Raw genomic sequence first — 22,213 nt, forward strand, 5'->3', positions numbered from 1 at the left:
GAGCAGTTACTTCGTGGCGTACGGCGATCTGCCCCCGTTGGCGATGAACTTGCCCACTTCCTGCTGCAGTACCGGCAGCGGAACCGAGCCCAGCGACAACACCGTGTCGTGGAAGGCGCGCAGATCGAAGCGTTCGCCCAGCGCCTTCTCCGCTTTCGCGCGTGCATCCACGATAGCCAGCTCGCCCAGGTAGTACGACAGTGCCTGGGCCGGCCAGGCAATGTAGCGGTCCACCTCGGTGTCGATTTCGTGTTCGCTGAGCGCGGTGTTGTCACGCATGAACGCCTGCGCCTGCTCGCGCGTCCAGCCCTTGTGGTGGATGCCGGTATCGACCACCAGGCGGCATGCGCGCCACATCTGGTAGCTCAGGTAGCCAAAGCGATCGTAAGGCGTGTCGTACATGTCCATTTCCACGCCCAGTCGTTCGGAGTAGAGCGCCCAGCCCTCGCCATAGGCGGAGATATAGGTATACCGCCGGAAGTCCGGCAGGCCTTCGTGCTCCATCGCCAAGGGCATCTGCAGCGCATGGCCGGGCGCCGATTCGTGCAGGGTCAGCGCGGTGAGCGAATACAACGGGCGCGAGGGCAGGTCATAGGTGTTCACCAGATAGATGCCCGGGCCGCCGCGTCCGCCTGTGTAGAACGGCGCGAGATCGGCCGGCACCGGTTCGATGGCAAAACGTTGCCGTGGCAGCCGTCCGATGATGTTGCCGATCTTGCCGTCCACGCGCTTGGCGATCCACGCGGCGTCCTTGAGCAGTTCGTCCGGCGTCTTCGGATAGAACTTCGGGTCGGTGCGCAGGTCATGCAGGAACTCGGGGAAATTGCCCTTGAAGCCGCTCTCACGGATGGTTGCGTCCATCTCCTTGCGGATGCGCGCCACTTCCTTCAGGCCCAGCTCGTGGATGGCGTCGGGCGTCATGTCCAGCGTGGTGAATTCGCGGATCTGCGACTGGTAGAACGCCTTGCCGTCTGGCATGGCTTCCGCCGCAAGCGTGGTGCGCGTCTGCTTCATGTAGGTGTTGCGCATGAAGTCCAGCAGCTTCGCGTAGGCGGGGATCACCGACGTACGGATCGCGTCGCGGCCCTGCTGCCGCAAGCGGGCCTGCGCATCGGCGGGTATCGTGGCGGGCATCTTGCGGAACGGCGTGTAGAACAGGTTGTCGTCGCCCCTGGCATGGGCCACGTCGGCGATGGACTGGTCGCGTCCTGCCAGCGTCACCCTGGGCACGCTGAAGCCGCGTGCCAGCCCTGCGCGCATGTTCGCCGTCTCTTCGTCGAAGTAACGCGGGATGTCCTTCAGCTGGTCGATGTAGTGCCGGTAGTCGTCCGCTGTGCGTAGCGTGCGGCGCGCGGTGAAGCCCAGATTGGTCCAGAACGCGGTGTCGCTGTTGAAGGGCATCTCCCAGGTGCGGAAATGCTGGTCAGTGAGCAGCGTCTGGATCTGGTTGCGGTACACGGCATAGTTGACCGGGTCCTCCCCTTGCAACTGGCGTGGCGATATCGCGTCCAACTGCTGGAGTACATCGGCCCAGTAGCGCTCGCGCATGGCCTGGGTATCGGCATCGACCCTGGGGAGATGATCGGCCAGTGCGGCGTCGTGGTTGTCTTCGTCGTCCGTGCCATCGAACTGTGCTTGGCGCCAGCCCCACTCCTTGGTGTAGATCGCACGGAAGCGGGCAGTGGCGTTATCGGTGGCCTGCGCCTGCAGGGCAGGGGCGAGGCAGAGCGTGCAGGCGAGGGCGAGGAAGAAGGGTTTCATGTCGCAGCGCCAGAGGGTTGCCCTTGTGGGGGCTCAGCCTGTGCGCGACTGGCCTGCGGCGTCACCGCTCCGTTGGCTTGTCGCGCACAGGGTGCGCTCCCACAGGAGATGGGCGAAGTCATGCGAAGGGTTGGTCGATCGCCGGCGAAGGCAGCGTGAACCACTCTGCGCCGTCCTCGGTCACGTAGAAGTGATCTTCCAGCCGCACGCCGAAGCGGTCGGGCACCACGATCATCGGCTCGTTGCTTGCGCACATGCCCGGCTGCAGTGGCGTGCGGTCGCCACGCACGAGGTAGGGCGATTCATGGATGCTCATGCCGCAGCCATGCCCGGTGCGATGCGGAATGCCGGGCAGGCGATAGTCGGGCCCCAGGCCGGCCTTCTCCACCACGCGGCGGGCGGCGTCATCGGCGGACTCGCAACTCACGCCCGGGCGTATGGCCTCGAAGGCCGCGCGCTGCGCCGCCTGCTCCAGTTCCCAGATGCGGGCCTGTTCCGCGCTGGGGCGGCCAAAGATGTAGGTGCGGGTGATATCGGAGTGATAACCCTGCACGGTGCAGCCGGTGTCGATCAGCACCAGTTCGTCTGGTTGCAGGTATTGCTCGCCCGGCACGCCGTGCGGATACGCCGTGGCCTGGCCGAACTGCACGATGCAGAAGGTCGAGCCGTTGTCGGCGCCCATGGCGCGATGGGCTTCGTCGATGAAGCGGACGAGTTCGGTGCGACTGATGCCTTCGCGCATCAGTCCCGCGGCAAGGCGGTGCACTTGCAGCGTCATCGCCGTGGCCTGCTTCATCAGCGCCAGCTCGGCCGGTGACTTGCACATGCGGCAGCCGTCCACGATGGCGCTGGCATCGACCAGCGGCTTGCCACCCAGCACGGCGCGCAGGCGCTCCGCCATGACGTAGGGGGCGGCCGGATCGAGCGCAAGACTGCCAGCACCTCGCTCACGCAGCACGTCGGCAACGAGTTGCTGTGGATTCTCGTGCTCCTCCCACAGGCGGATGTCGGTGGGTACCAGCAGCACGCGTTCCAGCGAACCTGCCTCAAAGGCAGGACAGATCACCACGGGCGCCCCACGGGCCGTGAGCAGCAGGCCCACCAGGCGTTCGCTCGCACCCCAGGGCACGCCACTGAAATAGCGCAGCGACGTGCCGGCCGTGATCAGCAGCGCATCGACCCCTTGCTCACGCAGCAGGGCCCGGGCGCGTTCCAGTCGTTGCTCATACTCATGGGCGCGGATGGGTGCGGCGACGTGCTGCCATGGAGCCAGCGAAGCGCGGGCCTGCGTGGGGTCGAGTCCGCCGATCTGTGCGCGTGTCGTCATCAGGGGGTTCCGTGGGGGAGATCATCGGTACGCCATGCGCCGTCCACCAGTCGCGCCAGTCCGCCGGGATTGCGGTCGCGCAGTTCGGTGGGCAGCAGGTGTTCGGGAGCATGGTCGTAGCAATGCAGGGCGGTAAAGCGCGTGATGGCGGCTGGCATGCCCACGGCGGTGAAGCCAGGGTGGCCGGTACTGGGATAAGGGCCGCCGTGGTTCATCGCTGGGCTTACCGCCACGCCCGTGGGCATGCGGTTGCCGATCAGGCGCCCGACGCGCGGGCGCAACGCCGATGCGACGGTTGCCCAGGCAGCGTCGTCGCTGCCGTCGTCGGTGCTGTAGATCGTGCCGGTGAGGTTGCCCTCGAACGCCTGGGCCACCTGCGCCATCTGCTGTGCGTCGCGTACCCGCACGAGCAGGCTCACGGGCCCGAAGGCTTCGGTCTGGAGTGCCTTGGGCTCCTGCAGGAAACGATCCGCATCGACGCTCAACAGCGTTGGTGCGTAACGGTAGCCGGTGGCGCCGGCCGTGCCTCCCGCCAGCAGCTCCGCGCCTGCCTCGCGCAGCGCGGCGACACCCTGCTGGAGGTGCTCCAGCACGCCACGCGAGAACAGCACGCCCGGCGCGGCGGCGGCGAAGTGCGCGGTAGCCGCCGCGACAAAGGCATCGCCTGCGTCGCTGCGCGGCACGATCACCACGCCCGGGTTGGTGCAGAACTGGCCGCTGCCCATCGTGCAGGAGGCGAAGAACTCCTGCGCCAGCGCCGTGCCGCGTTCGGCCAGTGCGCCCGGCAGCAGGAACACCGGATTGACGCTGGAGAGTTCGACATAGGCTGGAATGCCGGCCTTGTCCGCAGCTGCCTTCAGCGCCAGACCGCCCGCGCGGCTGCCGGTGAAGCCGATGGCGCCCAGCCGTGCATCACCGGCAAGGCGCGCGCCCACGGTGTAATCGAAGTGATAGAGCAACTGCACCGAAGCCAGCGGCAGGCCCGCCTGCTGGAGCGCGGCGAAGGCGATCTGCGCGAGGCGTTCGCTGGTGGCGGGGTGCGAGGGATGCGCCTTGGCGATGACCGGATTGCGCGCGGCGATGGCTGAAGCGAAATCGCTCCCCGCGATGGCGTTGAAGGCAAACGGGAAGTTGTTGGGCCCGAACACCAGCACGGGCTTGGACAACGGTGCGCGATGCGCACGCAGGCCGGCGGCGGTGTCGATCACCGGCTGGGTCCACGCGTAGTCGCGCACGGCCTGGGCGGCCAGGCGCAGCTGGTTGGTGGTGCGCGGCAACTCCACTGCGGCGAGCCGCGGGCTCTTCGGCAAGGCCGTTTCCGCATGGGCGAGATCGGCCAGCGCGTCAGCGTTCGCCTCGATCCCCGCGGCGTACGCTTCAAGAAACGCGGCAATGCGCTCCGGCGGCGTGGCGGCCAGTTCGTCGGCCACCGCAGCGGCGGCGCTGAGCGCCGCCTCCACGTCAGCCGCACCGCAGAGCGGGAATGCCGGCCCGATCGGCTCGCCCGTCGTCGGGTCTTCCGCGCGGAAGGCGCCGATCAGCTGCAGGGGCAGGCGCCAATCGCCGTCGATGAGCAGCCGTTGCACGCTCATGTCAAAGCACCGGAGCGTGCGCGATGGCGTGGTCGATCACGCGCATCGCAGTGTCGCGCTCGGCACCGTGCATCACCAGTCGCGGTGCGCGCACGTGTTCGCTGCCCATGCCGACCTTCTCCTGCACCAGCTTGATCAGCTGCACGAACTTGGGCACGGTGTCCAGGCGAAGCAGCGGCAGGAACCAGGCGTACAGTTCGGCGGCGGCATCGGCACCACCGTCGCGCGCCAGCTCGAACAACTTCACCGACTCCTTCGGGTAGGCGTTCACCAGGCCGGCGATCCAGCCGCGTGCGCCCATGGCTACGCCTTCCACGATGGCATCGTCCATGCCCACCAGCAGTTCCAGTCGGTTGCCCAGCAGCGAGCGCAGCGCGGCGAAGCGGCGCACGTCGCCGGAGGATTCCTTCACCGCCTGCACGTTGGGGAATTCATGCGCGAGTTCGGCGATCTGTTCCGGCGAGAAATCCGTCTTGTAGGCAATGGGGTTGTTGTAGAGCATGCAGGGCAGGTCGGTGGCCGCGATCACGGCGCGCAGGTGCGCACCCATTTCGCGCCAGTCGGTGGAATACACGTAGGGCGGCAGCACCATCAGGCCCGAGGCGCCGAGTGCCTTGGCCTCGCGCGCCAAGCGCACCGCCTCGTCGGTGGACAGCGCGGCGATGCCCGGGATGACCGGCGCACGGCCGTCGAGCGCCTTCACCAGTGTGCGGATGATGTCGAGCTTCTCGTCGAACGACAGCGTGGCTGCCTCGCCCAGCGAGCCCAGCGGCACGATGCCCTTGCAGCCGCTATCGATCAGCGTGCGCGCGTGTTTGGCGAGGAAGTCGTGATCGACCTGGCCGTTGGCGGTAAACGGCGTGGTGATGGCGGGAATTACGCCGTGCCAGATGGATGCGTTGCTCATGATCAACTACCTCGTTATGCGTCGTCAGAAGAAAGGGTGGCGAGCCCGGCCAGCGTGGCCAGCCGGGCGGGAAAGATGGGTGGTCGTGCACCGCTGCGTGGAAAATGGCCCAGCTCGGCCAGGGCGGTGCCGCAGATGCGGCCCTGGCAGGCGCCCATGCCGCAGCGCGTGGCGAGCTTGGCGGCGCGGGCGTCGGTGAAACCGGCCAGGTCGCCCATGCGCACGTCTTCGCAGCGGCAGATGGTGGAGAGATCGTCGGCGAGCTTGTGCAGGCGCGGATCAAGCGCGAAATGCCGGGCGAGCAGGGCGCCGAAGCGCCGTTCGCGGTCACGTCGCGGCAGCAGCGCCTGGGCCGCCTGGCTGTGGCCGGTGGCCATGTGACCGGCCATCGCGCCTTCGATGCGCGCAACCGCTTGGCCGCCGATACCGCAGGCCTCGCCCGCGGCAAACACCTGCGGCACGCTGGTGCGCAGCAAGGCGTCGGCCTGCACACGTGGATGCTTGCCCGCGTCATCAAGGGCACAGCCGAGCAGCTGGGCCAGTTCGGTGTTGGGCACAAGGCCATAGCCCACCGCGAGCAAATCGCATTCGACGGTTCGCACGCCACGTGGCGTATCGATGTCGACACGCTGCACGGTGTCCACGCCATGCGCGTTGCGCACGAACGATCCCGGCAGGTATGGCACGCCAGCGAGCCGCGCACGCAGGCCGGCGGCCTGCCACGCGCGCGCAGGCCAGGCCAGCAGTTGCCGGGCGAAGGAAGCCACGCTGGCGGGGGATGCCTGTTCGTACATGCCCAGCACATGGGCGCCGTGCTTGCGCAGCGTATCGGCGGCGGCCAGCAGCAGCGGGCCACTGCCGGCCACCACCACGCGCCTGCCTTCCACTGGCCAGCCTTGTTTGGCGAGGGCTTGCAGGCCGCCGGCGCCGGTGACGCCCGGCAAGGTCCAGCCGGGGAAGGGCAGCAACAGTTCGCGCGCGCCAGTGGCAAGCACTAGCGAACCGAAGGAAAGCAGCTTGCTGCCTTGCGGAGTCTCCACGCGCAGCGCCGACGCCTCGGCGGCAACCACGCTGTGTTGCGCCAGCAGTTCCACGCCCCGCAGGTTGGCGATGGCCTGGCGTGCGGCGCGCGGCGCGGGTTGGCGCACGTCGTACCGCCACACTTGCCCGCCCGCGCGCGGCTGCGCATCGATCAGGCCGACACGCGCGCCATGCGATGCCACCGCTCGCGCCGCGGCAAGACCGGCTGGGCCAGCGCCCACCACCAGAACGTCGTAGTGCTCAGCCATCGGTCACCACCTGCATGCCCTCGCTGACGGGCGTCATGCATGCCCGCACATGGGCGACGCCATCAACTTGCACGCGGCATTCGAAGCACACGCCCATGCCACACAGCGGCGTACGGGGAGCCTGGCGCACAGAGCGGCGGAAGTGCAGCGTGACGTGCGCAACGGCCGCGGCCACGCTGGCGCCGGCAGGTACCTCCACCGCGTTGCCGTTGACGGTGAGTCGCACGAGTGCGCTCATGCGGCCATCCTCGAGGGCGAGTACGGCGTGGGATCGATCGCGGGGCGGCGCCCCTGGATCAAGTCGATCATCAGCGTTGCGCTGCCCAGCGCCGTGGTGACGCCCAGCCCTTCGTGGCCCGCAGCCACCCACTGGTCGACGGCATCGGGTACGGCGCCGAGGTAGGGACGCCCATCCGGGGTGGTGGGGCGAAAACCGGTCCAGATGCGCAGCGCCTGCAACTGGCGCAATGCCGGCACGAAAGCAAAGCTGCGTGCCAGCATCCGCTGCACCATGGCCGGTGATACATCGGCATCGTTCGCGCTGAACTCGCGCGAAGAGCCGATCAGGATCTGGCCCGTGGGCCGCGGTTGCACGTTGAACGCCACGCTGCTGTCCGCATCGCCGTGGGCGCTGTCGGCATAGCCCAGCTCAAGCAACTGGTGGCGGATGAATCCGGGATAGCGATCGGTGATGACGAGATGCCCCTTGCGCGCGCGCATGGCCAGCGCCGGCAGCAGCGTGGGCAGGGCGCAACCGGTGGCCACCAGCACCGGGCCGGACAGGTGTGTGCCATCGTCGAGCTGCACGCCGCCACGTGGCAGCGATTGCGCGCGACGGCCGGCATACAGCCGCGCACCGCGCGACAGCGCCCGGTTCACCAGGACGTTCGCCATGCGTGGCGGATACACCACGGCTTCGCGGGGTACCAGCATGCCACCGGCCAGCCCGGGCACCAGCGCGGGTTCGAGTTCGTAGAGCGTCGCGGCGTCAAGCAGCGAGGCATCGATGCCCACGGCCTTCAGGCGCGCGATGCGTTCGCGTGCGGCGCCGAGTTCCTGGTCGTTGCGTGCCACCCACAGCGTGCCGCAGCGGCTGAACTCCGCTTCCTTCAGTTCGGCGAAGTCTTCCCACAGGCGGAGCGAATAGTGCGCCAACGCGAGTTCGGCCGGGTCGTCGTCCATCGCTACCAGATGGCCCATCGCCGCCGCCGTGGCGCCACCGCCGACCGGGCCTGGCTCCACGATGGCGACGCGCATGCCTTCGGCGCTGGCCACGTCGGCGCAGCTGGCGCCGATGATGCCGGCGCCGATGACGATCAGGTCAAACGTGGCGGCCTTGCCGTTCATTCCGCGCCGCTGCCCCAGGTGAAGGCGTCCGCCTCGTCGAACAACAACGTGCTGCGCGCCACCACGAAGGCGGTGCCGGTGATCTGCGGGTGCACGCCACGCGTGCCGGGCGTGTAACGGCCTTCGAACACGCTGCCGAGGATGCTTTCCTGCATCCACGTGTCACCCGGTGCCAGCGTGCCGGCGGCGGCAAGGCAGGCCAGCTTGGCGCTGGTGCCGGTGCCGCAGGGCGAGCGGTCGTAGGCGAGTCCGGGGCACAACACGAAGTTGCGGCCATCCAGTCCGGCAACCGGCGAGCTTGTGTTCACCTCGATGTGATCGATCTCGCCGCCTTCCGCGCCGGTGATGCCTTGGGCTTCCAGCGCGTGGCGCACGGCTTCGGTGTAGGTGGTGAGCGCACGCTGGTGCTGGATTTCGACCGGCAGCGGCGTGTCATGGGTGATGAAGAACCAGTTGCCACCCCATGCGATATCGCCGGTGACGCGGCCATAGCCGGGCACGTTGACGCTGACATTGGCCGCGTGGCGATAGCTTTCCACGTTGTCGATGGTGACGCGGCCATCCTCGTGCAATTCCGCGCCGACGGTCCCTACTGGCGTATCGATGCGATGCCTGCCGGGACCGATGCGCCCCATGTGCTGCAGCGTGCGCACCAGGCCGATGGTGCCGTGACCGCACATGCCGAGATAGGACACGTTGTTGAAATAGATCACGCTGGCACACGCGCCTTCCGTCTGCGGGGGCAACAGCAGCGCACCCACCACGGTGCTCGATCCACGCGGCTCGCAGGCGATGGCGCTGCGCCACCGGTCGAAGTCGCGGCGGAAGCGTTCGCGTTGTTCCATCAGCGAACCGCCACCCAGGTCGGGGAAGCCGGCGATCACGACGCGGGTCGGTTCGCCACCGGTATGTGAGTCGATCACGTCTATGGTATGCATGGTGCTTATGCTCGCGCCGCGTCGCCTGGTCGGTCTAGAAACGCTTACCGCCCCGCGATGCGGAAATCGGCACAATGCAAAATCGCCCAATCGGCTTATGCTGCAAGTGCAGCAACGATCTGTGCGGAGTTGAGGGCTTTCATCCAGATGAAGATTTCTGCCGACGAACTGGAAGCGTTGTTCGACGCGGTGCCCGATGTCGTGTTCTTCGTGAAGGACAGCGAGGGCCGTTACACGCATGCCAACCTCACCCTGGTGAGGCGGTTGGGGCTCAAGCATCGCAGCGACGTCATTGGCCGCAGTGTGACCGAGTTGTTTCCCAAGGCGCTGGGTGGTTCCTACGCCTCACAGGACCAGCGCGTGCTCGACGGCGAAGTGATGGAAAACCAGCTTGAAGTGCACATGTTCCCCAACCGCAACACAGGCTGGTGCCTTACCTGCAAGCGGCCCTTGCGTCAGCGCGGCGAGGTGCGCGGCATCGTGGGCATTTCGCGCGATCTCGGGCGGCCGGATGGGCGTCACCCCACGTATGCGCGCCTGCGCCGTGTGCTGGCTTTTCTGCAGGAGCACTACGCCGAAGGCGTGCGCGTGGCGCATCTCGCCGAACTGGCGGATCTGTCGGTGGCGCAGCTGGAGCGCCATTTCCGCAAGGTGTTCCAGCTGACTCCGCAACAGTTGCAGACCAAGTTGCGCATCGAGGAAGCGATGCGCCGGCTGCATGGCGACGACAGCATCGCGGCGATCGGCCTGGCTTGCGGCTTCGCCGACCAGAGTGCGTTTTCGCGCCAGTTCAAAGCCACGGTGGGCATGACGCCGCGTGATTACCGCAGTGTGGTGACATCGTCGGGGAATCACCGCGCTCCCGAACCCGAACTGGTGTCCTGACAAAAAAGCCCCGCATCAAGCGGGGCTTTCTTGGGGAGCAGCGCGGGATCGGAGGGCTTAGCCCTGTACCCACACGCCGACGTTGAGGTGCCAGCCATCGTTGTGCTGCACGTAGTGCGGATGCACGTAGTGGTAACCCGGGCGTTCCGCTTCCCAGTGGCCGTGCACGGCGATGTACTCATGGCCGTTCCAGTGCCAGTAGCCGTGGGCCCAGACGTAACCCGGACGGTGCACGGGCTCTTCCTCGACGATCACGGTCGGCGGCGGCTGCGGGGCCACCACTTCCACGTATTCACGCTGCACCACTTCACGCTCCACCACCGGCTGCTCGACAACGACGGGGCGCGGGTGGGGGCGGGGTGCGGGCTGCTCCACGACACAGCCGCTGGCCAGCAGGGTCAGGGCGGTCAGTGCGACGAGACGAATCGACATGGATGAGTTTGCCTTTGTGAAGAATAGGTGAGTGCGGTGATCAGACGATGCCGTGCGTGGCTGTGGGTTACCTTTCTTGGAAAGTCTGGTTTTTCCTTCTGTGGCAAGTATTTGCGATGACGGGGAGGGCCTTGGGTGGCCCCTGTCCGGTCTCCCTCGGTCTATGTCACTGATGCGGCGGGACTACCGTGCGCGGGCGGCGGCGTCATGCTTCCGCCTTGCCGCAAGGAGCTGCGGGGTCAGCGTCCGCCCCAGTAGCTGTCATGCCAGCGCCAGCCGTCGCGGGCATGTTCCCAGTGCCCTGGGCGATAGATGTAGCCCGGGCGGGCGCGCACCCAATAGCCACTGATCCAGACATGCCGGTGACCATCCCAGCGCCAGTAACCGGGTGCCCATACGTAGCCGACGCGCGGCGGCGGTACGACTTCGTAGCGCGGCGGTGGAGGGGCGACGCCCACGGCCACCGAGACCGCGACGCCGGCGACAGCATCCGGGGCATGGGTCGCGGCGCCCGCGCCGGTCAGGCCGATTGCCACGAGCAGGGCAAGTTTGCGGGTGATGATCAGCATGAGCCGCCTCCTTCGGATCGGCCGCACCGTGCGGCTTCAGGGCGGAGAACGGCAGATTTCTCTGATGTGTTGACGGCCTGGGCCGCGCTTGTTCAGGTTCGTAGAGGTAAGTGACGTCCGTTCATTCAGTTTTCTTGACGATAAAAGAACGAACGGTCGTGCTATTTTATCGGCCATGAACATCGCACCCACCGGCAAGCGCGCCGCCACGCGCGAACTCATCCTTGAACACGCCTACGCGCTGGCGCGCCGCGATGGCCTGGAAGGACTGTCCATCGGCTCGCTGGCGCAGGACGTGGGCATGTCCAAGAGTGGTGTGTTTGCGCACTTCGGCTCGCGCGAGGACTTGCAACTGGCAGTACTTGAAGCAGGCCAGCTGCGCTTCCTGCAACACGTGAAGTGGCCCGCCCTGAAGCTGCCGCGCGGCCTGCCGCGGGTGCGCGCCATCGTGGCCAACTGGGTGGAGTGGGCGCACGAATACCAGAGCGGCTGCGTGCTGCTCGCCGCGGCCAGCGAGTACGACGGCCGCGAAGGGCCGCTGCATGACCATGTCACACGGCAACAGGCCGGCTGGCGGCGGGAAATGTGCCGCGCCATTGGCCACGCCATTGGCAACGGGGAGTTGGCTGCCGATACCGACCCTTCGCAGCTCGCCTTCGAGATCTACGCCCTGATGCTGGGCCTGCACCACGATGCAGCCCTGTTCGGTTTCGATGAAGCGCGCCGGCACACGCTGGCGGGCTTCGAACGCCTGATCACCAGCTACGCCCCGCAGCCGGATCGGAGGACTGCGCCATGACCCGTCAAGCCACACCCGTCGCCAAGCCCCACCGCCGCGGTCCCGGCGCCATGACGCTAGGCGCGGTGCGCGCCGGCTTCGCGCTGGGCAGCCGCATCGCGCCGGCACGCGCGGTGAAGCGCGCCGTGCGCATCTTCACCACGCCGTTCGCCAGCAGCCGTGCCCGCGCGCAGACCGCGCCGCAAGACGCGGAAATGCAGCGCGGCGAGCTGTCAGTCCATGGGCAGCGTATTGCCACCTACACCTGGGGCGACCCGGCGCGACAGCCTTACGTGCTGCTCGTGCACGGCTGGTCCAGCTTCGGCCTGCGCTATCAGCCGTGGGTGAAACCCCTGCGTGACATGGGCTATGCGCTGGTGGCTTTCGACCAGCCGGGCCATGGCCTCAGCGACGGGCGCCACTGCACGCTGCCCGATTTCATCGAGACCGTGCGCGAAGTGGGGCGCCACTTCGGCGAGGCCGCGCTGACCATCGCCCATTCACTGGGTGGCGCCGCCGCGACGCTGGCGCAGGGCGATGCCTGGCATTCGCAGAAACTGATCCTCATCGCCCCGGCTGCCGACCCGGTGGCGGCCACGCAGCGCTTCAGCCGCCTGGTGCGGCTGGGTGACCACTTGCGTGGTCGCATGCACGACAGCCTGGAAGCGATGACCGGCATCAACATCCACGACCTGCAGGTGCACCGATACCTGCCGTCGCTGGGGCAGCCGGCGCTGATCGTGCATGACATGGATGACCTTGAGGTGCCCTGGGCCGAAGGCGAGCGCTATGCACGCCACTGGCACGGCGCGCGTCTGTACACCACGCAAGGGCTGGGTCACCACAAGGTGTTGGACGCACCCGAGGTGATCGACGTGTCGCTGGCCTTCCTGCGCGGCGAGAACGTCGGCGAACGTGTCGTCTCCTCGCCGAATCTGCCGTTTGGTGACAGCTGAGCGACAGCGAACCGTCCGCCCGCCCTGTAGGAGCGCACTGGTGCGCGACAGCCTGACGGCGCGGTGACCCTGCGGCGCTGCGGTCGCCCACAGGGTGGGCTCCCACCACAAGGCGCCTCGCCTGAGCCGCCTCCTTGTAGGAGCGCACCCTGTGCGCGACGACCTTACAGAGCGATGACGCCATGGCGCCACGGTCGCGCACCAGTGCGCTCCTACAGGAAAGGCGGTGCGTTTCGCCAGTGATGGCGCCAGACATACCGTTGCGCACGGTTTCAGCAAAAAAATCACGCCACCACCGCGCCGCAACATGTTCCGAACGTAACCATCCTCTAAAATCGGGAGTCCGACGCACCGCAGTCCCCGGAGTCCCCATGAGTTCCCCCGCCCAGCACGTTTCCGCCAGCGCCGCCACGGCGGAGAGCCGCCCGTTGCGCTTCGTCACCGCCGCCAGCCTGTTCGACGGCCACGACGCGGCCATCAACATCATGCGTCGCATCATCCAGTCGCAGGGCGCGGAGGTGATCCACCTCGGCCACAACCGCTCGGTGGAGGACGTGGTGCGCGCCGCGCTGCAGGAAGACGCCGACGCCATCGCGTTGTCGTCCTACCAGGGCGGCCATGTCGAGTACTTCAAGTACATGGTCGACATGCTCAAGGAACAAAACGCCTCGCACATCCGCGTGTTCGGCGGTGGCGGCGGCACCATCACGCCGGAAGAAATCCGCGAGCTGCAGGCCTACGGCGTCGAGCGCATCTATCACCCGAACGACGGCATGAAGCTCGGCCTCACCGAGATGATCGAGGACGTCATGCACCGCACGCGCGCCGCTGCGGTGAAACGGGCGAAGGAAGAGCAGTCGTCCGCCGTGACGCCGTTGGTCGATATCGGCAACGAAATTGCCGTGGGCCACGTGCTCTCGGCCATCGAAGAAGGCGAGATCGCCGAGGCCGAACTCGACCACCTGCGCAAGCAGTGGAAGATGGCCGGCAAGCAGACGCCGGTGCTCGGCGTCACCGGTACCGGCGGCGCGGGCAAGTCCTCGGTGGTGGACGAGCTGCTGCTGCGCTTCCTGCATGCCTTCCCGGAGATGCGCATCGCCGTGCTGGCTGTGGACCCGACCCGCCGCCGCAGCGGCGGTGCGTTGCTGGGCGACCGCATCCGCATGAACTCGCTGCGCAGCCATCGCGTCTACATGCGCTCCATGGCCACGCGTCGCCAGCACGCCGCCACCAGCGCGGTGCTGCGCGACTGCATCGATTTCCTCAAGGCGCAGCCGTACGACCTTGTCATCGTCGAAACCGCTGGCATCGGCCAGAGCGATTCGGAGATCGTCGACCTGGTGGATTTCCCCACCTACGTCATGACCAGCGACTACGGCGCGGCCAGCCAGCTCGAGAAGATCGACATGCTCGACTTCGCCGAACTGGTGGTGCTCAACAAGTTCGACAAGCGCGGCGCGGAAGACGCGCTGCGCGACGTGCGCAAGCAGTGGAAGCGCAACCGCACCGCCTTCACGCTCACCGACGAGCAGGTGCCGGTGTTCCCCACCATCGCCAGCCAGTTCAACGATCCGGGCGTGACCTGGATGTTCACCAACCTGTGCCGTCTGCTGCGCGACAAGCTCGGCCTGCCGGCCGACAAGTGGTCGCCCAACCTCGACACCACGCTGAAGGAACCGCGTGCCACCGTGCTCATCCCAGGTGCGCGCGTGCGCTACCTGGCGGAGATCGCCGAGCAGGGCCGCGGTATCAACAAGGAAATCGAGCGCGAAGCCGAGTTCGCCAGCAAGGCGCAGCACTACTACGAGTCGCTGAAGGAACTGGGCGACGCGCACCTGCCGCGCGAACTGGCCCGCTATGAATCCGACGCGCTGCACGAAGAGGGCGCCGACCGCAGCCTGCTGACCCTGCGCCAGCGCTACAACGCGGCCATCAAGGAACTCAGCCACGAAGCGATCCACCTGCTGCACGACTGGCCCAAGCGCTACAAGTCGGTGACCGAGGAGGTCAACGAGTACAAGGTGCGCGACAAGGTGATCCGCGTGGAGAACTACCGCGAATCGCTCAGTCACCAGAAGATCCCGAAGGTCGCGCCGCCCAAGACCAAGGACTGGGGCGACCTGCTGCGCTTCCTGAAGCGCGAGAACCTGCCCGGCCACTACCCGTACACCGGCGGCGTGTATCCGTACCGCCGCACCGGCGAGGATCCCACCCGCATGTTCGCGGGCGAGGGCACACCGGAGCGCACCAACCGCCGCTTCCATTACCTGAGCCAGGGCGGCGCGGCCACGCGCCTGTCCACCGCGTTCGACTCGGTGACGCTGTACGGTGAAGACCCGGCGCCGCGCCCGGACATCTACGGCAAGATCGGCAACTCCGGCGTCAACATCGCCACGCTGGACGACATGAAGAAGCTGTACTCCGGCTTCGACCTCAGCGCGCCGAGCAGCTCGGTGTCGATGACCATCAACGGTCCCGCGCCGATCATCCTCGCGATGTTCATGAACACCGCGATCGACCAGAACATTGAAAAGTACCTGAAGGAAGACCCGGCGCGCTGGGCCGCTGCCGAGAAGAAGCTGGCCGCGATGTTCCCCCATGGCCGTCCGCAGTACTCGGGCGACCTTCCCAAGGGCAACGAAGGCCTCGGCCTTGGCCTGCTCGGCGTCACCGGCGACCAGCTGGTGGATGCGGAAACCTACGCGCGCATCAAGGAAGAAACCCTGCAGACCGTGCGCGGCACGGTGCAGGCGGACATCCTCAAGGAAGACCAGGCGCAGAACACCTGCATCTTCTCGACGGAATTCGCGCTGCGCATGATGGGCGACATCCAGCAGTACTTCGTCGACCACAAGGTGCGCAACTTCTACTCCGTGTCCATCTCCGGCTATCACATCGCCGAAGCCGGCGCGAACCCGATCAGCCAGCTGGCCTTCACGCTGAGCAACGGCTTCACCATCGTCGAGTACTACCTCGCGCGCGGCATGCAGATCGACGACTTCGCGCCGAACCTGTCGTTCTTCTTCTCCAACGGCATGGACCCGGAATACACCGTGATCGGCCGCGTGGCCCGCCGCATCTGGGCGCGCGCCATGCGCGAGCGCTATGGCGCCAGCGCACGCAGCCAGATGATGAAGTACCACATCCAGACCTCCGGCCGCTCGCTGCACGCGCAGGAAATCCAGTTCAACGACATCCGCACCACGTTGCAGGCGCTGTACGCGCTGTTCGACAACTGCAACAGCCTGCATACCAACGCGTACGACGAGGCCATCACCACGCCGACCGAGGAAAGCGTGCGTCGTGCGGTGGCGATCCAGATGATCATCAACAAGGAACTGGGCCTCAACTTCAACGAGAACCCCTGGCAGGGCAGCCACATCGTCGATGCGCTGACCGACATCGTCGAAGAGGCCGTCTACAAGGAGTTCGAGGCGATCAGCGAGCGCGGCGGCGTGCTTGGCGCGATGGACACCATGTACCAGCGCGGCAAGATCCAGGAAGAGTCGATGTACTACGAGCAGAAGAAGCACGACGGCAGCCTCCCGCTGATCGGCGTGAACACCTTCCTGCCCAAGGACCATGGCGGCGAGATCGCCACCGAGATCGAACTCATCCGTTCCACCGAAGGCGAGAAGGGCCAACAGATCGACAACGTGCTGGCCTTCGGCCAGGCGCGCAATGGCTTGGCGCCGGAGAGCCTGAAGACCCTGCAGAACACTGCACGCGATCGCCGCAACGTGTTCGAGCAGTTGATGGAAGCGGTGAAGTACAACTCGCTGGGCCAGATCAGCCACGCCTTGTACGACGTGGGTGGCGAGTACCGGCGCAACATGTAAGCGGGGTGGGTGATGGCTGGCGGTGATCTGTTCGGATGGTCGGGCGACGAAGGACTGGAGCCCGATTGCGCCTATTTCTTTGCCCTGATGCCGGAAGGCCAGGCCCTGCAGCAGATCGGTGAGCGGCGCGCCCACGCCGTTCACGCGGTGCAGTCGGCGCGTCCCTCGCCCGTCGAGGATCACCGGCTGCACCTGACGCTTTGCACCCCGAAAACGCTGAAGCGGCTCCGCGCCCCGTTCGAGGAATCGCTCAAGCGAGCAGGCACGGACGTAGTCGCTTCGCCGTTTGATCTTCGCCTTGACGGGTTCGACAAGTTCAATGGGGGCTTCGACACATCCTGCCTCGTCCTTTGTAGCGACGAGGAAACGGGCGCGCGTGTGCAGACGTTGAAGGACGCTATTGGCCAGGCATTGTTCAAGCACGGGTTCGGCTGGGACAAGAGCACCCTGTCGCCCCATGTGACCTTGTACTACGCCAACGATGTCGAGCCGCCGGCCAGTTCGGGTGAGCCCATTGATTGGCACGTGAATGAGTTCGTGCTTATTCGCAGCCATGTGGGGAAGCACAAGCACGATGTGATCGGGCGGTGGCCGCTGCGCGCGGCCGCGTAAGGTTGCCTTGTGCTCTTTGAGCTTTTGCTCTCTTCCACGCTGGGTATGCGGGGAGCGGGTGTGGAAGGCTGGGGCCTTGAGGCGCGAGGAGAAGGGCGGGGTGAGGGCGTAACCTAGCCTCACCGCTTTGCATCGTCATCCCGGCGTAGGTCGGAGGCGCTTTTCAACAGCCGTATGGCTGGTCATCCAGTAGCGGTAGTGGTTGGTTGTCGCCTCAGGCGCTCCGGCGACCTGGCTAGCCTACGGCGGGCTTCCGCCCTCCTGCCGGAGGCCGGGTCACTTTTCTTTGCTTGCCCAAAAGATCCCACGGGGACTAATTTCGCGTCGAAAGTAACCCAAAGAAAGGCCCCCGGATGACGCGCCTTCCGGGCTTGCAGCCCGGAAGGTTCGCGGGCGGGTTCCGGGCTTTTCGGCGGGGCATCCTGCCCCGTCGAAAAGTGCCTGGAATCCCTCCCTGGCACCCCTGCGGGGCCTGATCTCCACCCGCCCGCCGCGTCATACGGGGGCCCGGGAGATCAAAAGCCAAAAGCCAAAAGCCAAAAGCCAAAAGCCAGAGCAAGGGCCCGAGCCGCTGGCGGAGCAACTCAAACAGGCGGAACCCTCGTGGGAGCGCACCCTGTGCGCGACAGAGGCGTCTCGTGCTCACCGCTCCGTTGGCTTGTCGCGCACAGGGTGCGCTCCCACAGAAAAGAGAAAAGCGGGGCGGCCGTGGGTGTCCTATCGGCGCCAAAGCGAAGCGAGTGTCCGCTTTAAGTCCTCATCGCCATGGCGCGTTGCGAAGCGCTTGGAAGTATCCGCTGTGTAGAGGCGAAGGTGGCCGCGCCACAACGCGCCCCACGCGTTCGGGCGTATCCCCACGACATGCTGCCAGCTCTGGCTCTCAAGGCCATTTTCTTTGGGTTACTTTTCTTTTGGGCCAGCAAAAGAAAAGTGACTCGGCCTTCGGCAGAAGGTCGAAACGCCCGCTGCGTAAGCGGCCAGATCGCGGGGACGCCGACTCCGAAGGCCAAGAGCAAAGTCACTGGATCCCAGCCTTCGCTGGGATGACGGTTCTTTTGAGGCGGTGAGCCTGGATTGGCAAAGCCATTCGCAGGCGCCCCACAAAGCAAAGCCAATGTCCGAAGGACGCGCTTTGCATACGCGCGCCTTCGCATCCTCAGACCCAGTCCACGCCAGGCCAGGCCAGCACAGTGAAGCCCGCCCCAAGCGAAACCATCAACCCCGCCTCACGGAAGCACCCGCGAAACAGGCCCTGACCGCCTCCACATCCTCGCGTCCTTGCGCGAACCCCCAGAAGGAACCCCCGAATCCCCGCCCCAAGCCACCCGTGCTAGCCTCCACCAGTCACCCAGCGAACACCCCCCATGCTCACCGTCCACCACCTCAACAACTCCCGCTCCCAGCGCGTACTCTGGCTGCTGGAAGAGCTGGAAGTCCCCTACGAAATCCGCAAATACGAACGCGATCCCCGCACCTTGCTGGCGCCGCCGGAACTGCGGGCCATCCACCCGCTGGGCAAGTCGCCGGTGATCGAGGATGACGGGCAGGTCGTGGCGGAGTCGGGGGCCATCGTGGAATACCTGATCGACCGCTACGACACCGGTCGCCTGGCGCCGCTGCCGGGCATGCCTGAGCGGCTGCGCTTCACCTACTGGCTGCACTACGCGGAAGGTTCCGCGATGCCTCCGCTGCTGCTGAAGCTGGTGGCGTCGCGTATCGCCAGCGCACCCATGCCGTTCTTCGCCAGGCCGATTGCGCGGAAGATCGCCAACACGTTGCAGTCGACCTTCGTGGATCCGCAGCTGGCGTTGCACTTGGGGTACGTGGACAAGGAACTCACCCCCACCGGCTGGTTCGTTGGCAGCGCGTTCAGTGCGGCGGACATCCAGATGAGCTTTCCCATGGAAGCGGCGATGGCGCGCAGTGGCATGGCGACCAAGCTGCCGCACATCGCCGCGTTCGTGAAGCGTATACAGCAACGACCGGCCTACAAGCGCGCGCTGGAGCGGGGCGGCCCGTACGGGGCACTCGGCTAACCTGGCGCCGGTGGTGGGAGCGCACCCTGTGCGCGACGGGCGTGCGACCGCGTCCCAATAGTCGGTTGTTGTCGGCCTTTGTGGTCGCGCACAAGTGCGCTCCTACAGTTACACCATGCCCCCTGTAGGAGCCCACTTGTGCGCGACCGCAGAACCGGGGCGCGCGAACCGGCCGTAGGGACATGTCGCGCACAGGGTGCGCTCCCGCAGGAGCATCACGCATGACCGCGGAAATCGGGAAGGTTTGCAACCGGCGCCGCAGGTGCACGGTAGCTGCCCGCACACCCGACCTGCGGCGACCCGGCTGCAAGCCTTCCTGATCTCATGGGATGCCATCCGCCGGGTGGCGATATCTCCCTGACGGAGAGTGAGTTCCTACCAGCGAGCGCGCCGGTTGCCGTGCGTGCGGGCGGGCGCGAACAGTCGTCGCTGGCTCAGGCACATCACCAGGTACAGCGAGGAAAGGGCGAGGCCGCGCCATATCGCGGCGTCATTGCCTGGTCGCAGCATCAGCTCGGCAAGGGCCAGCACAAACAACAGCGCGGAAAGGATGATGCCGGCGGTGCGCCATCCGATGCTGCGAGAATGATGTGTGTGGGTCTTCATGCCGGCATTGTCGGTGCGGGCGTCGTAAAGAAGCGATATCGGCGTGCCGCGGGCATCGTATAGATCGCGTAAACACGACGCTTGATCCATCGGCCGCAGTGGTCAGAAGGGAATGAGCCCGGCTGGCGAGCAGGTCGTCAGTCGGCCGTAAGGCCGTCCATTTGCCGATGCGACAGCAGGTGTCGCATCAGGAAATCTTCACGTTCGCGAAAGCGTGTGTTCAGCCGGGCCGGCCATTGGGCCCATGCCAGGCAAGACGACAAGCTCGCGCAAGCCAATGAAAGGCTGGCGCAGCCCTCAGGGTGTATGAGGGATAGGGTTATTGCGCCTACGTTTTGTTGAATCCCCGGGAGCGTCGTGAAGATACCCATCCTCATGTATCACAACATCGCCGAAGTGCCGGACGGCCTCGGCGTGTATCGCAGCCTGTACGTCTCGCCCGGTGCATTCGCCCGGCAGATGGCGTTGTTGCGGATGCTCGGATATCGCGGCGTGTCGATGTCCGACGCCATGCCTTACCTGCGTGGCGACAAGCAGGGGAAGATCGCCGTCGTCACGCTGGACGATGGCTATGTCGACAACCTCGAATGGGCGATGGAAACACTGCGCCGGTACGGGTTTACCGCGACCTGCTACGCGGTGAGCGGCTATCTCGGTCAGTACAACGCGTGGGATGACGAAAAGCTCGGCATCCGCAAGCCGCTGATGTCGGCCGACGAACTGCTCGCCTGGCACAACGGCGGCATGGAGGTTGGCGCGCACTCGCGCACGCATGTGCATCTGAGCCAGTGCAGCGACAGGCACCAGCGCGACGAGATCCAGGGCTGCAAGGCTGAGCTGGAAGATCGCCTTGGCATACCGATCACGCAGTTCTGTTACCCCTACGGCGACTACGACCAGCGCGCTGTCGAGGCCGCGCGCGAGGCCGGCTATGCCGCGGCCACCACCACCGATCGCGGTCGTGCGGAGTCGGGCGCGTCCATCGACCTGTGGCGCTTGCCGCGCATCCAGGTAGCGCGCCATCACCTGTTGCCGCAGGTAATGGCGAAAGTGCTCACCCGCTACGAGGACAAGCGCGCATGAAGCTGCTCTTCGTTGGCACCAATCCCGAGAACACCGGCGCGGCCACGCATTTCGTGGCGCTTGCCCGCGCGATGGCGCAGGCCGGGCATCAAGTGGAAAGCATCGTGTCTCGACAGGGACTGATCGGCGAGGGCATGGCGGCGGCACATGTGCCGGTGTTTCCCGGCAAGTTCCGCAACGCGTTCGACCTGCGCGGCTACAGTGCGGTGCTGCGCCGTATCGCCCATTTCCGACCGGATTGGCTGGTGGGCAACTTCGGCAAGGAGTACTGGCCGTTGATCGCCTGCGGCCGTCTCACGGGTACGCCGGTGGCGCTGTTCCGCCATCGCAATCCGCGCATGAGCCGGCTGTCCGAGTATGGCGTGCCGCGGCTCGCCCAGCGCTTCATCGCCGTGTCGGACTTTGCACGCAACGCCTACCTCAACCGGGGCGTGCCGCCGGAGCTTGTGCATATTTCCTACAACCCGGTGGATACGAATCTGTTCCGTTCCGATCTTGGGCGTCGCGCGCAGGTGCGGCGCGAGTTCGGTATTCCCGAAGACGCCATCGTCATGGGATACGCCGGGCGCATGCACGGCGGCAAGGGCGTCACGCAGCTCATGCAGGCGGCGAATGCGGCGATGGCCATCGAGCCCCGCCTGCACGTGCTGTGGGTAGGCAATGGTCCGGAAGAAAACGTGGTGCACGGCATGGCCGAGCAGGGCGGTGCGCCCACGCGCCACCATTTCACCGGCTGGGTGAATGACACCGCGCGTTACTACGGCGCGTTCTCGTTCCTTGCCTTTCCCTCGGTGGAGCTGGAAACCTTCGGACGCGTGGCCATCGAGGCGCAGGCCTGCGGCGTGCCGGTACTCGGCAGCCGCATCGGCGGCGTGCCTGAGACGATGGAAGATGGCGTGACGGGCCAGCTGCTGGAGCCGGGCAATATCGAGGACTGGTGCAACGCCATCCTCGCCATGTGCGATCCATCGCTGTGCCGGCGCATGGGCATTGCCGCGCGCGTGTTCGTGATGGAGCATTTCAGCAACGCCGCCGTTGCCCGCGATTTCGAATGGTTGTTGCGCTTTGGCTCCGAGCCCATGCACGGCTTTCATCAAGCCGCCACCTGAGTCGTGGCGGGCTGTCCCCTCCTTGGCATGGGCGAACCCTTCCACGGAAGGGTTCGCCTGGCCGGGCGCCGGCTGTGACAAACTGATGACAATCGATCGGCAATCATCGGGTGGCCAGGCGGTGCAGTGGCGCCGCGAGCGCGCCTG

19 protein-coding genes are annotated in these 22,213 nt (G+C 66.3%); 8 read left to right on the forward strand and 11 right to left on the reverse strand.

Annotation, left to right across the window (positions count from 1 at the left end; all coding sequences use genetic code 11):
* Positions 1-6 precede the first annotated feature (6 nt).
* The 8 genes from HY57_RS09655 to HY57_RS09690 form a co-directional block, all read right to left on the reverse strand.
* Complete coding sequence (locus tag HY57_RS09655) at positions 7-1,761, reverse strand: DUF885 domain-containing protein (protein ID WP_019464222.1); 1,755 nt, start codon at positions 1,759-1,761, stop codon at positions 7-9.
* A 118-nt stretch (positions 1,762-1,879) separates the two neighbouring features.
* Positions 1,880-3,088 carry a M24 family metallopeptidase gene (locus HY57_RS09660; RefSeq protein WP_019464221.1) on the reverse strand — a complete coding sequence of 403 codons (1,209 nt, stop codon included), beginning with the start codon at positions 3,086-3,088 and terminating at the stop codon, positions 1,880-1,882.
* Positions 3,088-4,680 carry an aldehyde dehydrogenase family protein gene (locus HY57_RS09665; protein ID WP_019464220.1) on the reverse strand — a complete coding sequence of 531 codons (1,593 nt, stop codon included), beginning with the start codon at positions 4,678-4,680 and terminating at the stop codon, positions 3,088-3,090. The genes HY57_RS09660 and HY57_RS09665 overlap by 1 nt, the downstream gene beginning before the upstream one ends.
* Position 4,681: 1 nt before the next feature.
* Positions 4,682-5,587, reverse strand: coding sequence for a dihydrodipicolinate synthase family protein (locus HY57_RS09670; RefSeq protein ID WP_019464219.1), 906 nt, complete (start codon positions 5,585-5,587; stop codon positions 4,682-4,684).
* Positions 5,588-5,601: 14 nt separating this feature from the next.
* Complete coding sequence (locus HY57_RS09675) at positions 5,602-6,876, reverse strand: NAD(P)/FAD-dependent oxidoreductase (protein ID WP_019464218.1); 1,275 nt, start codon at positions 6,874-6,876, stop codon at positions 5,602-5,604.
* A complete protein-coding gene (locus HY57_RS09680; RefSeq protein WP_019464217.1) occupies positions 6,869-7,114 on the reverse strand; it encodes a 2Fe-2S iron-sulfur cluster-binding protein in 246 nt (81 codons plus the stop codon). Before HY57_RS09680 ends, HY57_RS09675 begins: the two co-directional genes overlap by 8 nt.
* Positions 7,111-8,223, reverse strand: a complete 1,113-nt coding sequence (locus HY57_RS09685) for an NAD(P)/FAD-dependent oxidoreductase (RefSeq protein WP_019464216.1) — start codon at positions 8,221-8,223, stop codon at positions 7,111-7,113. Before HY57_RS09685 ends, HY57_RS09680 begins: the two co-directional genes overlap by 4 nt.
* The gene (locus HY57_RS09690) at positions 8,220-9,161 is read right to left on the reverse strand and encodes a proline racemase family protein (RefSeq protein ID WP_019464215.1); all 942 of its coding nucleotides are present in this window, start codon (positions 9,159-9,161) and stop codon (positions 8,220-8,222) included. Before HY57_RS09690 ends, HY57_RS09685 begins: the two co-directional genes overlap by 4 nt.
* A gap of 147 nt (positions 9,162-9,308) precedes the next feature.
* On the opposite strand from HY57_RS09690, the gene HY57_RS09695 reads away from it, so the two are divergent.
* Positions 9,309-10,046 (forward strand): AraC family transcriptional regulator, encoded by a 738-nt coding sequence (locus tag HY57_RS09695; RefSeq protein WP_019464214.1) that lies wholly within the window; start codon positions 9,309-9,311, stop codon positions 10,044-10,046.
* Positions 10,047-10,103: 57 nt separating this feature from the next.
* On the opposite strand, the gene HY57_RS09700 is transcribed toward HY57_RS09695, so the two are convergent.
* On the reverse strand, positions 10,104-10,478 hold the full coding sequence (locus HY57_RS09700) for a YXWGXW repeat-containing protein (protein ID WP_019464213.1): 375 nt from the start codon (positions 10,476-10,478) through the stop codon (positions 10,104-10,106).
* A gap of 239 nt (positions 10,479-10,717) precedes the next feature.
* Positions 10,718-11,047, reverse strand: coding sequence for a YXWGXW repeat-containing protein (locus HY57_RS09705; protein ID WP_019464212.1), 330 nt, complete (start codon positions 11,045-11,047; stop codon positions 10,718-10,720).
* 175 nt (positions 11,048-11,222) lie between these two features.
* On the opposite strand from HY57_RS09705, the gene HY57_RS09710 reads away from it, so the two are divergent.
* The 5 genes from HY57_RS09710 to HY57_RS09730 all read left to right on the forward strand — a co-directional run bounded on the left by HY57_RS09710 (position 11,223) and on the right by HY57_RS09730 (position 19,268).
* Entirely contained in the window at positions 11,223-11,846 is a 624-nt protein-coding gene (locus HY57_RS09710; protein WP_019464211.1) for a TetR/AcrR family transcriptional regulator, read from the forward strand.
* On the forward strand, positions 11,843-12,781 hold the full coding sequence (locus HY57_RS09715; RefSeq protein ID WP_019464210.1) for an alpha/beta fold hydrolase: 939 nt from the start codon (positions 11,843-11,845) through the stop codon (positions 12,779-12,781). Before HY57_RS09710 ends, HY57_RS09715 begins: the two co-directional genes overlap by 4 nt.
* Positions 12,782-13,152: 371 nt before the next feature.
* Positions 13,153-16,620 (forward strand): methylmalonyl-CoA mutase family protein, encoded by a 3,468-nt coding sequence (locus HY57_RS09720; RefSeq protein ID WP_019464209.1) that lies wholly within the window; start codon positions 13,153-13,155, stop codon positions 16,618-16,620.
* A gap of 12 nt (positions 16,621-16,632) precedes the next feature.
* Positions 16,633-17,232, forward strand: coding sequence for a 2'-5' RNA ligase family protein (locus HY57_RS20850; RefSeq protein ID WP_019464208.1), 600 nt, complete (start codon positions 16,633-16,635; stop codon positions 17,230-17,232).
* Between the two features lie 1,364 nt (positions 17,233-18,596).
* On the forward strand, positions 18,597-19,268 hold the full coding sequence (locus HY57_RS09730; RefSeq protein WP_019464133.1) for a glutathione S-transferase family protein: 672 nt from the start codon (positions 18,597-18,599) through the stop codon (positions 19,266-19,268).
* Positions 19,269-19,643: 375 nt separating this feature from the next.
* Here the strand turns inward: HY57_RS09730 and HY57_RS09735 are convergent, their stop codons facing one another.
* Positions 19,644-19,964, reverse strand: a complete 321-nt coding sequence (locus HY57_RS09735) for a hypothetical protein (RefSeq protein ID WP_019464132.1) — start codon at positions 19,962-19,964, stop codon at positions 19,644-19,646.
* Positions 19,965-20,249: 285 nt separating this feature from the next.
* On the opposite strand from HY57_RS09735, the gene HY57_RS09740 reads away from it, so the two are divergent.
* Positions 20,250-20,957 (forward strand): polysaccharide deacetylase family protein, encoded by a 708-nt coding sequence (locus HY57_RS09740; protein WP_019464131.1) that lies wholly within the window; start codon positions 20,250-20,252, stop codon positions 20,955-20,957.
* Positions 20,954-22,066, forward strand: coding sequence for a glycosyltransferase family 4 protein (locus HY57_RS09745; protein ID WP_019464130.1), 1,113 nt, complete (start codon positions 20,954-20,956; stop codon positions 22,064-22,066). The genes HY57_RS09740 and HY57_RS09745 overlap by 4 nt, the downstream gene beginning before the upstream one ends.
* Positions 22,067-22,213: the final 147 nt, after the last annotated feature.

Origin of the sequence: Dyella japonica A8, assembly GCF_000725385.1 — a bacterium.
Classification (GTDB): domain Bacteria; phylum Pseudomonadota; class Gammaproteobacteria; order Xanthomonadales; family Rhodanobacteraceae; genus Dyella; species Dyella japonica_C.

Coding starts and splice junctions, on each gene's coding strand:
- HY57_RS20850 (WP_019464208.1), top strand. CDS start 16,633: ATGGCTGGCGGTGATCTGTTCGGATGGTCGGGCGACGAAGGACTGGAG.
- HY57_RS09655 (WP_019464222.1), bottom strand. CDS start 1,761: ATGAAACCCTTCTTCCTCGCCCTCGCCTGCACGCTCTGCCTCGCCCCT.
- HY57_RS09695 (WP_019464214.1), top strand. CDS start 9,309: ATGAAGATTTCTGCCGACGAACTGGAAGCGTTGTTCGACGCGGTGCCC.
- HY57_RS09715 (WP_019464210.1), top strand. CDS start 11,843: ATGACCCGTCAAGCCACACCCGTCGCCAAGCCCCACCGCCGCGGTCCC.
- HY57_RS09690 (WP_019464215.1), bottom strand. CDS start 9,161: ATGCATACCATAGACGTGATCGACTCACATACCGGTGGCGAACCGACC.
- HY57_RS09720 (WP_019464209.1), top strand. CDS start 13,153: ATGAGTTCCCCCGCCCAGCACGTTTCCGCCAGCGCCGCCACGGCGGAG.
- HY57_RS09705 (WP_019464212.1), bottom strand. CDS start 11,047: ATGCTGATCATCACCCGCAAACTTGCCCTGCTCGTGGCAATCGGCCTG.
- HY57_RS09670 (WP_019464219.1), bottom strand. CDS start 5,587: ATGAGCAACGCATCCATCTGGCACGGCGTAATTCCCGCCATCACCACG.
- HY57_RS09660 (WP_019464221.1), bottom strand. CDS start 3,088: ATGACGACACGCGCACAGATCGGCGGACTCGACCCCACGCAGGCCCGC.
- HY57_RS09710 (WP_019464211.1), top strand. CDS start 11,223: ATGAACATCGCACCCACCGGCAAGCGCGCCGCCACGCGCGAACTCATC.
- HY57_RS09700 (WP_019464213.1), bottom strand. CDS start 10,478: ATGTCGATTCGTCTCGTCGCACTGACCGCCCTGACCCTGCTGGCCAGC.
- HY57_RS09685 (WP_019464216.1), bottom strand. CDS start 8,223: ATGAACGGCAAGGCCGCCACGTTTGACCTGATCGTCATCGGCGCCGGC.
- HY57_RS09730 (WP_019464133.1), top strand. CDS start 18,597: ATGCTCACCGTCCACCACCTCAACAACTCCCGCTCCCAGCGCGTACTC.
- HY57_RS09740 (WP_019464131.1), top strand. CDS start 20,250: ATGTATCACAACATCGCCGAAGTGCCGGACGGCCTCGGCGTGTATCGC.
- HY57_RS09745 (WP_019464130.1), top strand. CDS start 20,954: ATGAAGCTGCTCTTCGTTGGCACCAATCCCGAGAACACCGGCGCGGCC.
- HY57_RS09680 (WP_019464217.1), bottom strand. CDS start 7,114: ATGAGCGCACTCGTGCGACTCACCGTCAACGGCAACGCGGTGGAGGTA.
- HY57_RS09735 (WP_019464132.1), bottom strand. CDS start 19,964: ATGGATCAAGCGTCGTGTTTACGCGATCTATACGATGCCCGCGGCACG.
- HY57_RS09665 (WP_019464220.1), bottom strand. CDS start 4,680: ATGAGCGTGCAACGGCTGCTCATCGACGGCGATTGGCGCCTGCCCCTG.
- HY57_RS09675 (WP_019464218.1), bottom strand. CDS start 6,876: ATGGCTGAGCACTACGACGTTCTGGTGGTGGGCGCTGGCCCAGCCGGT.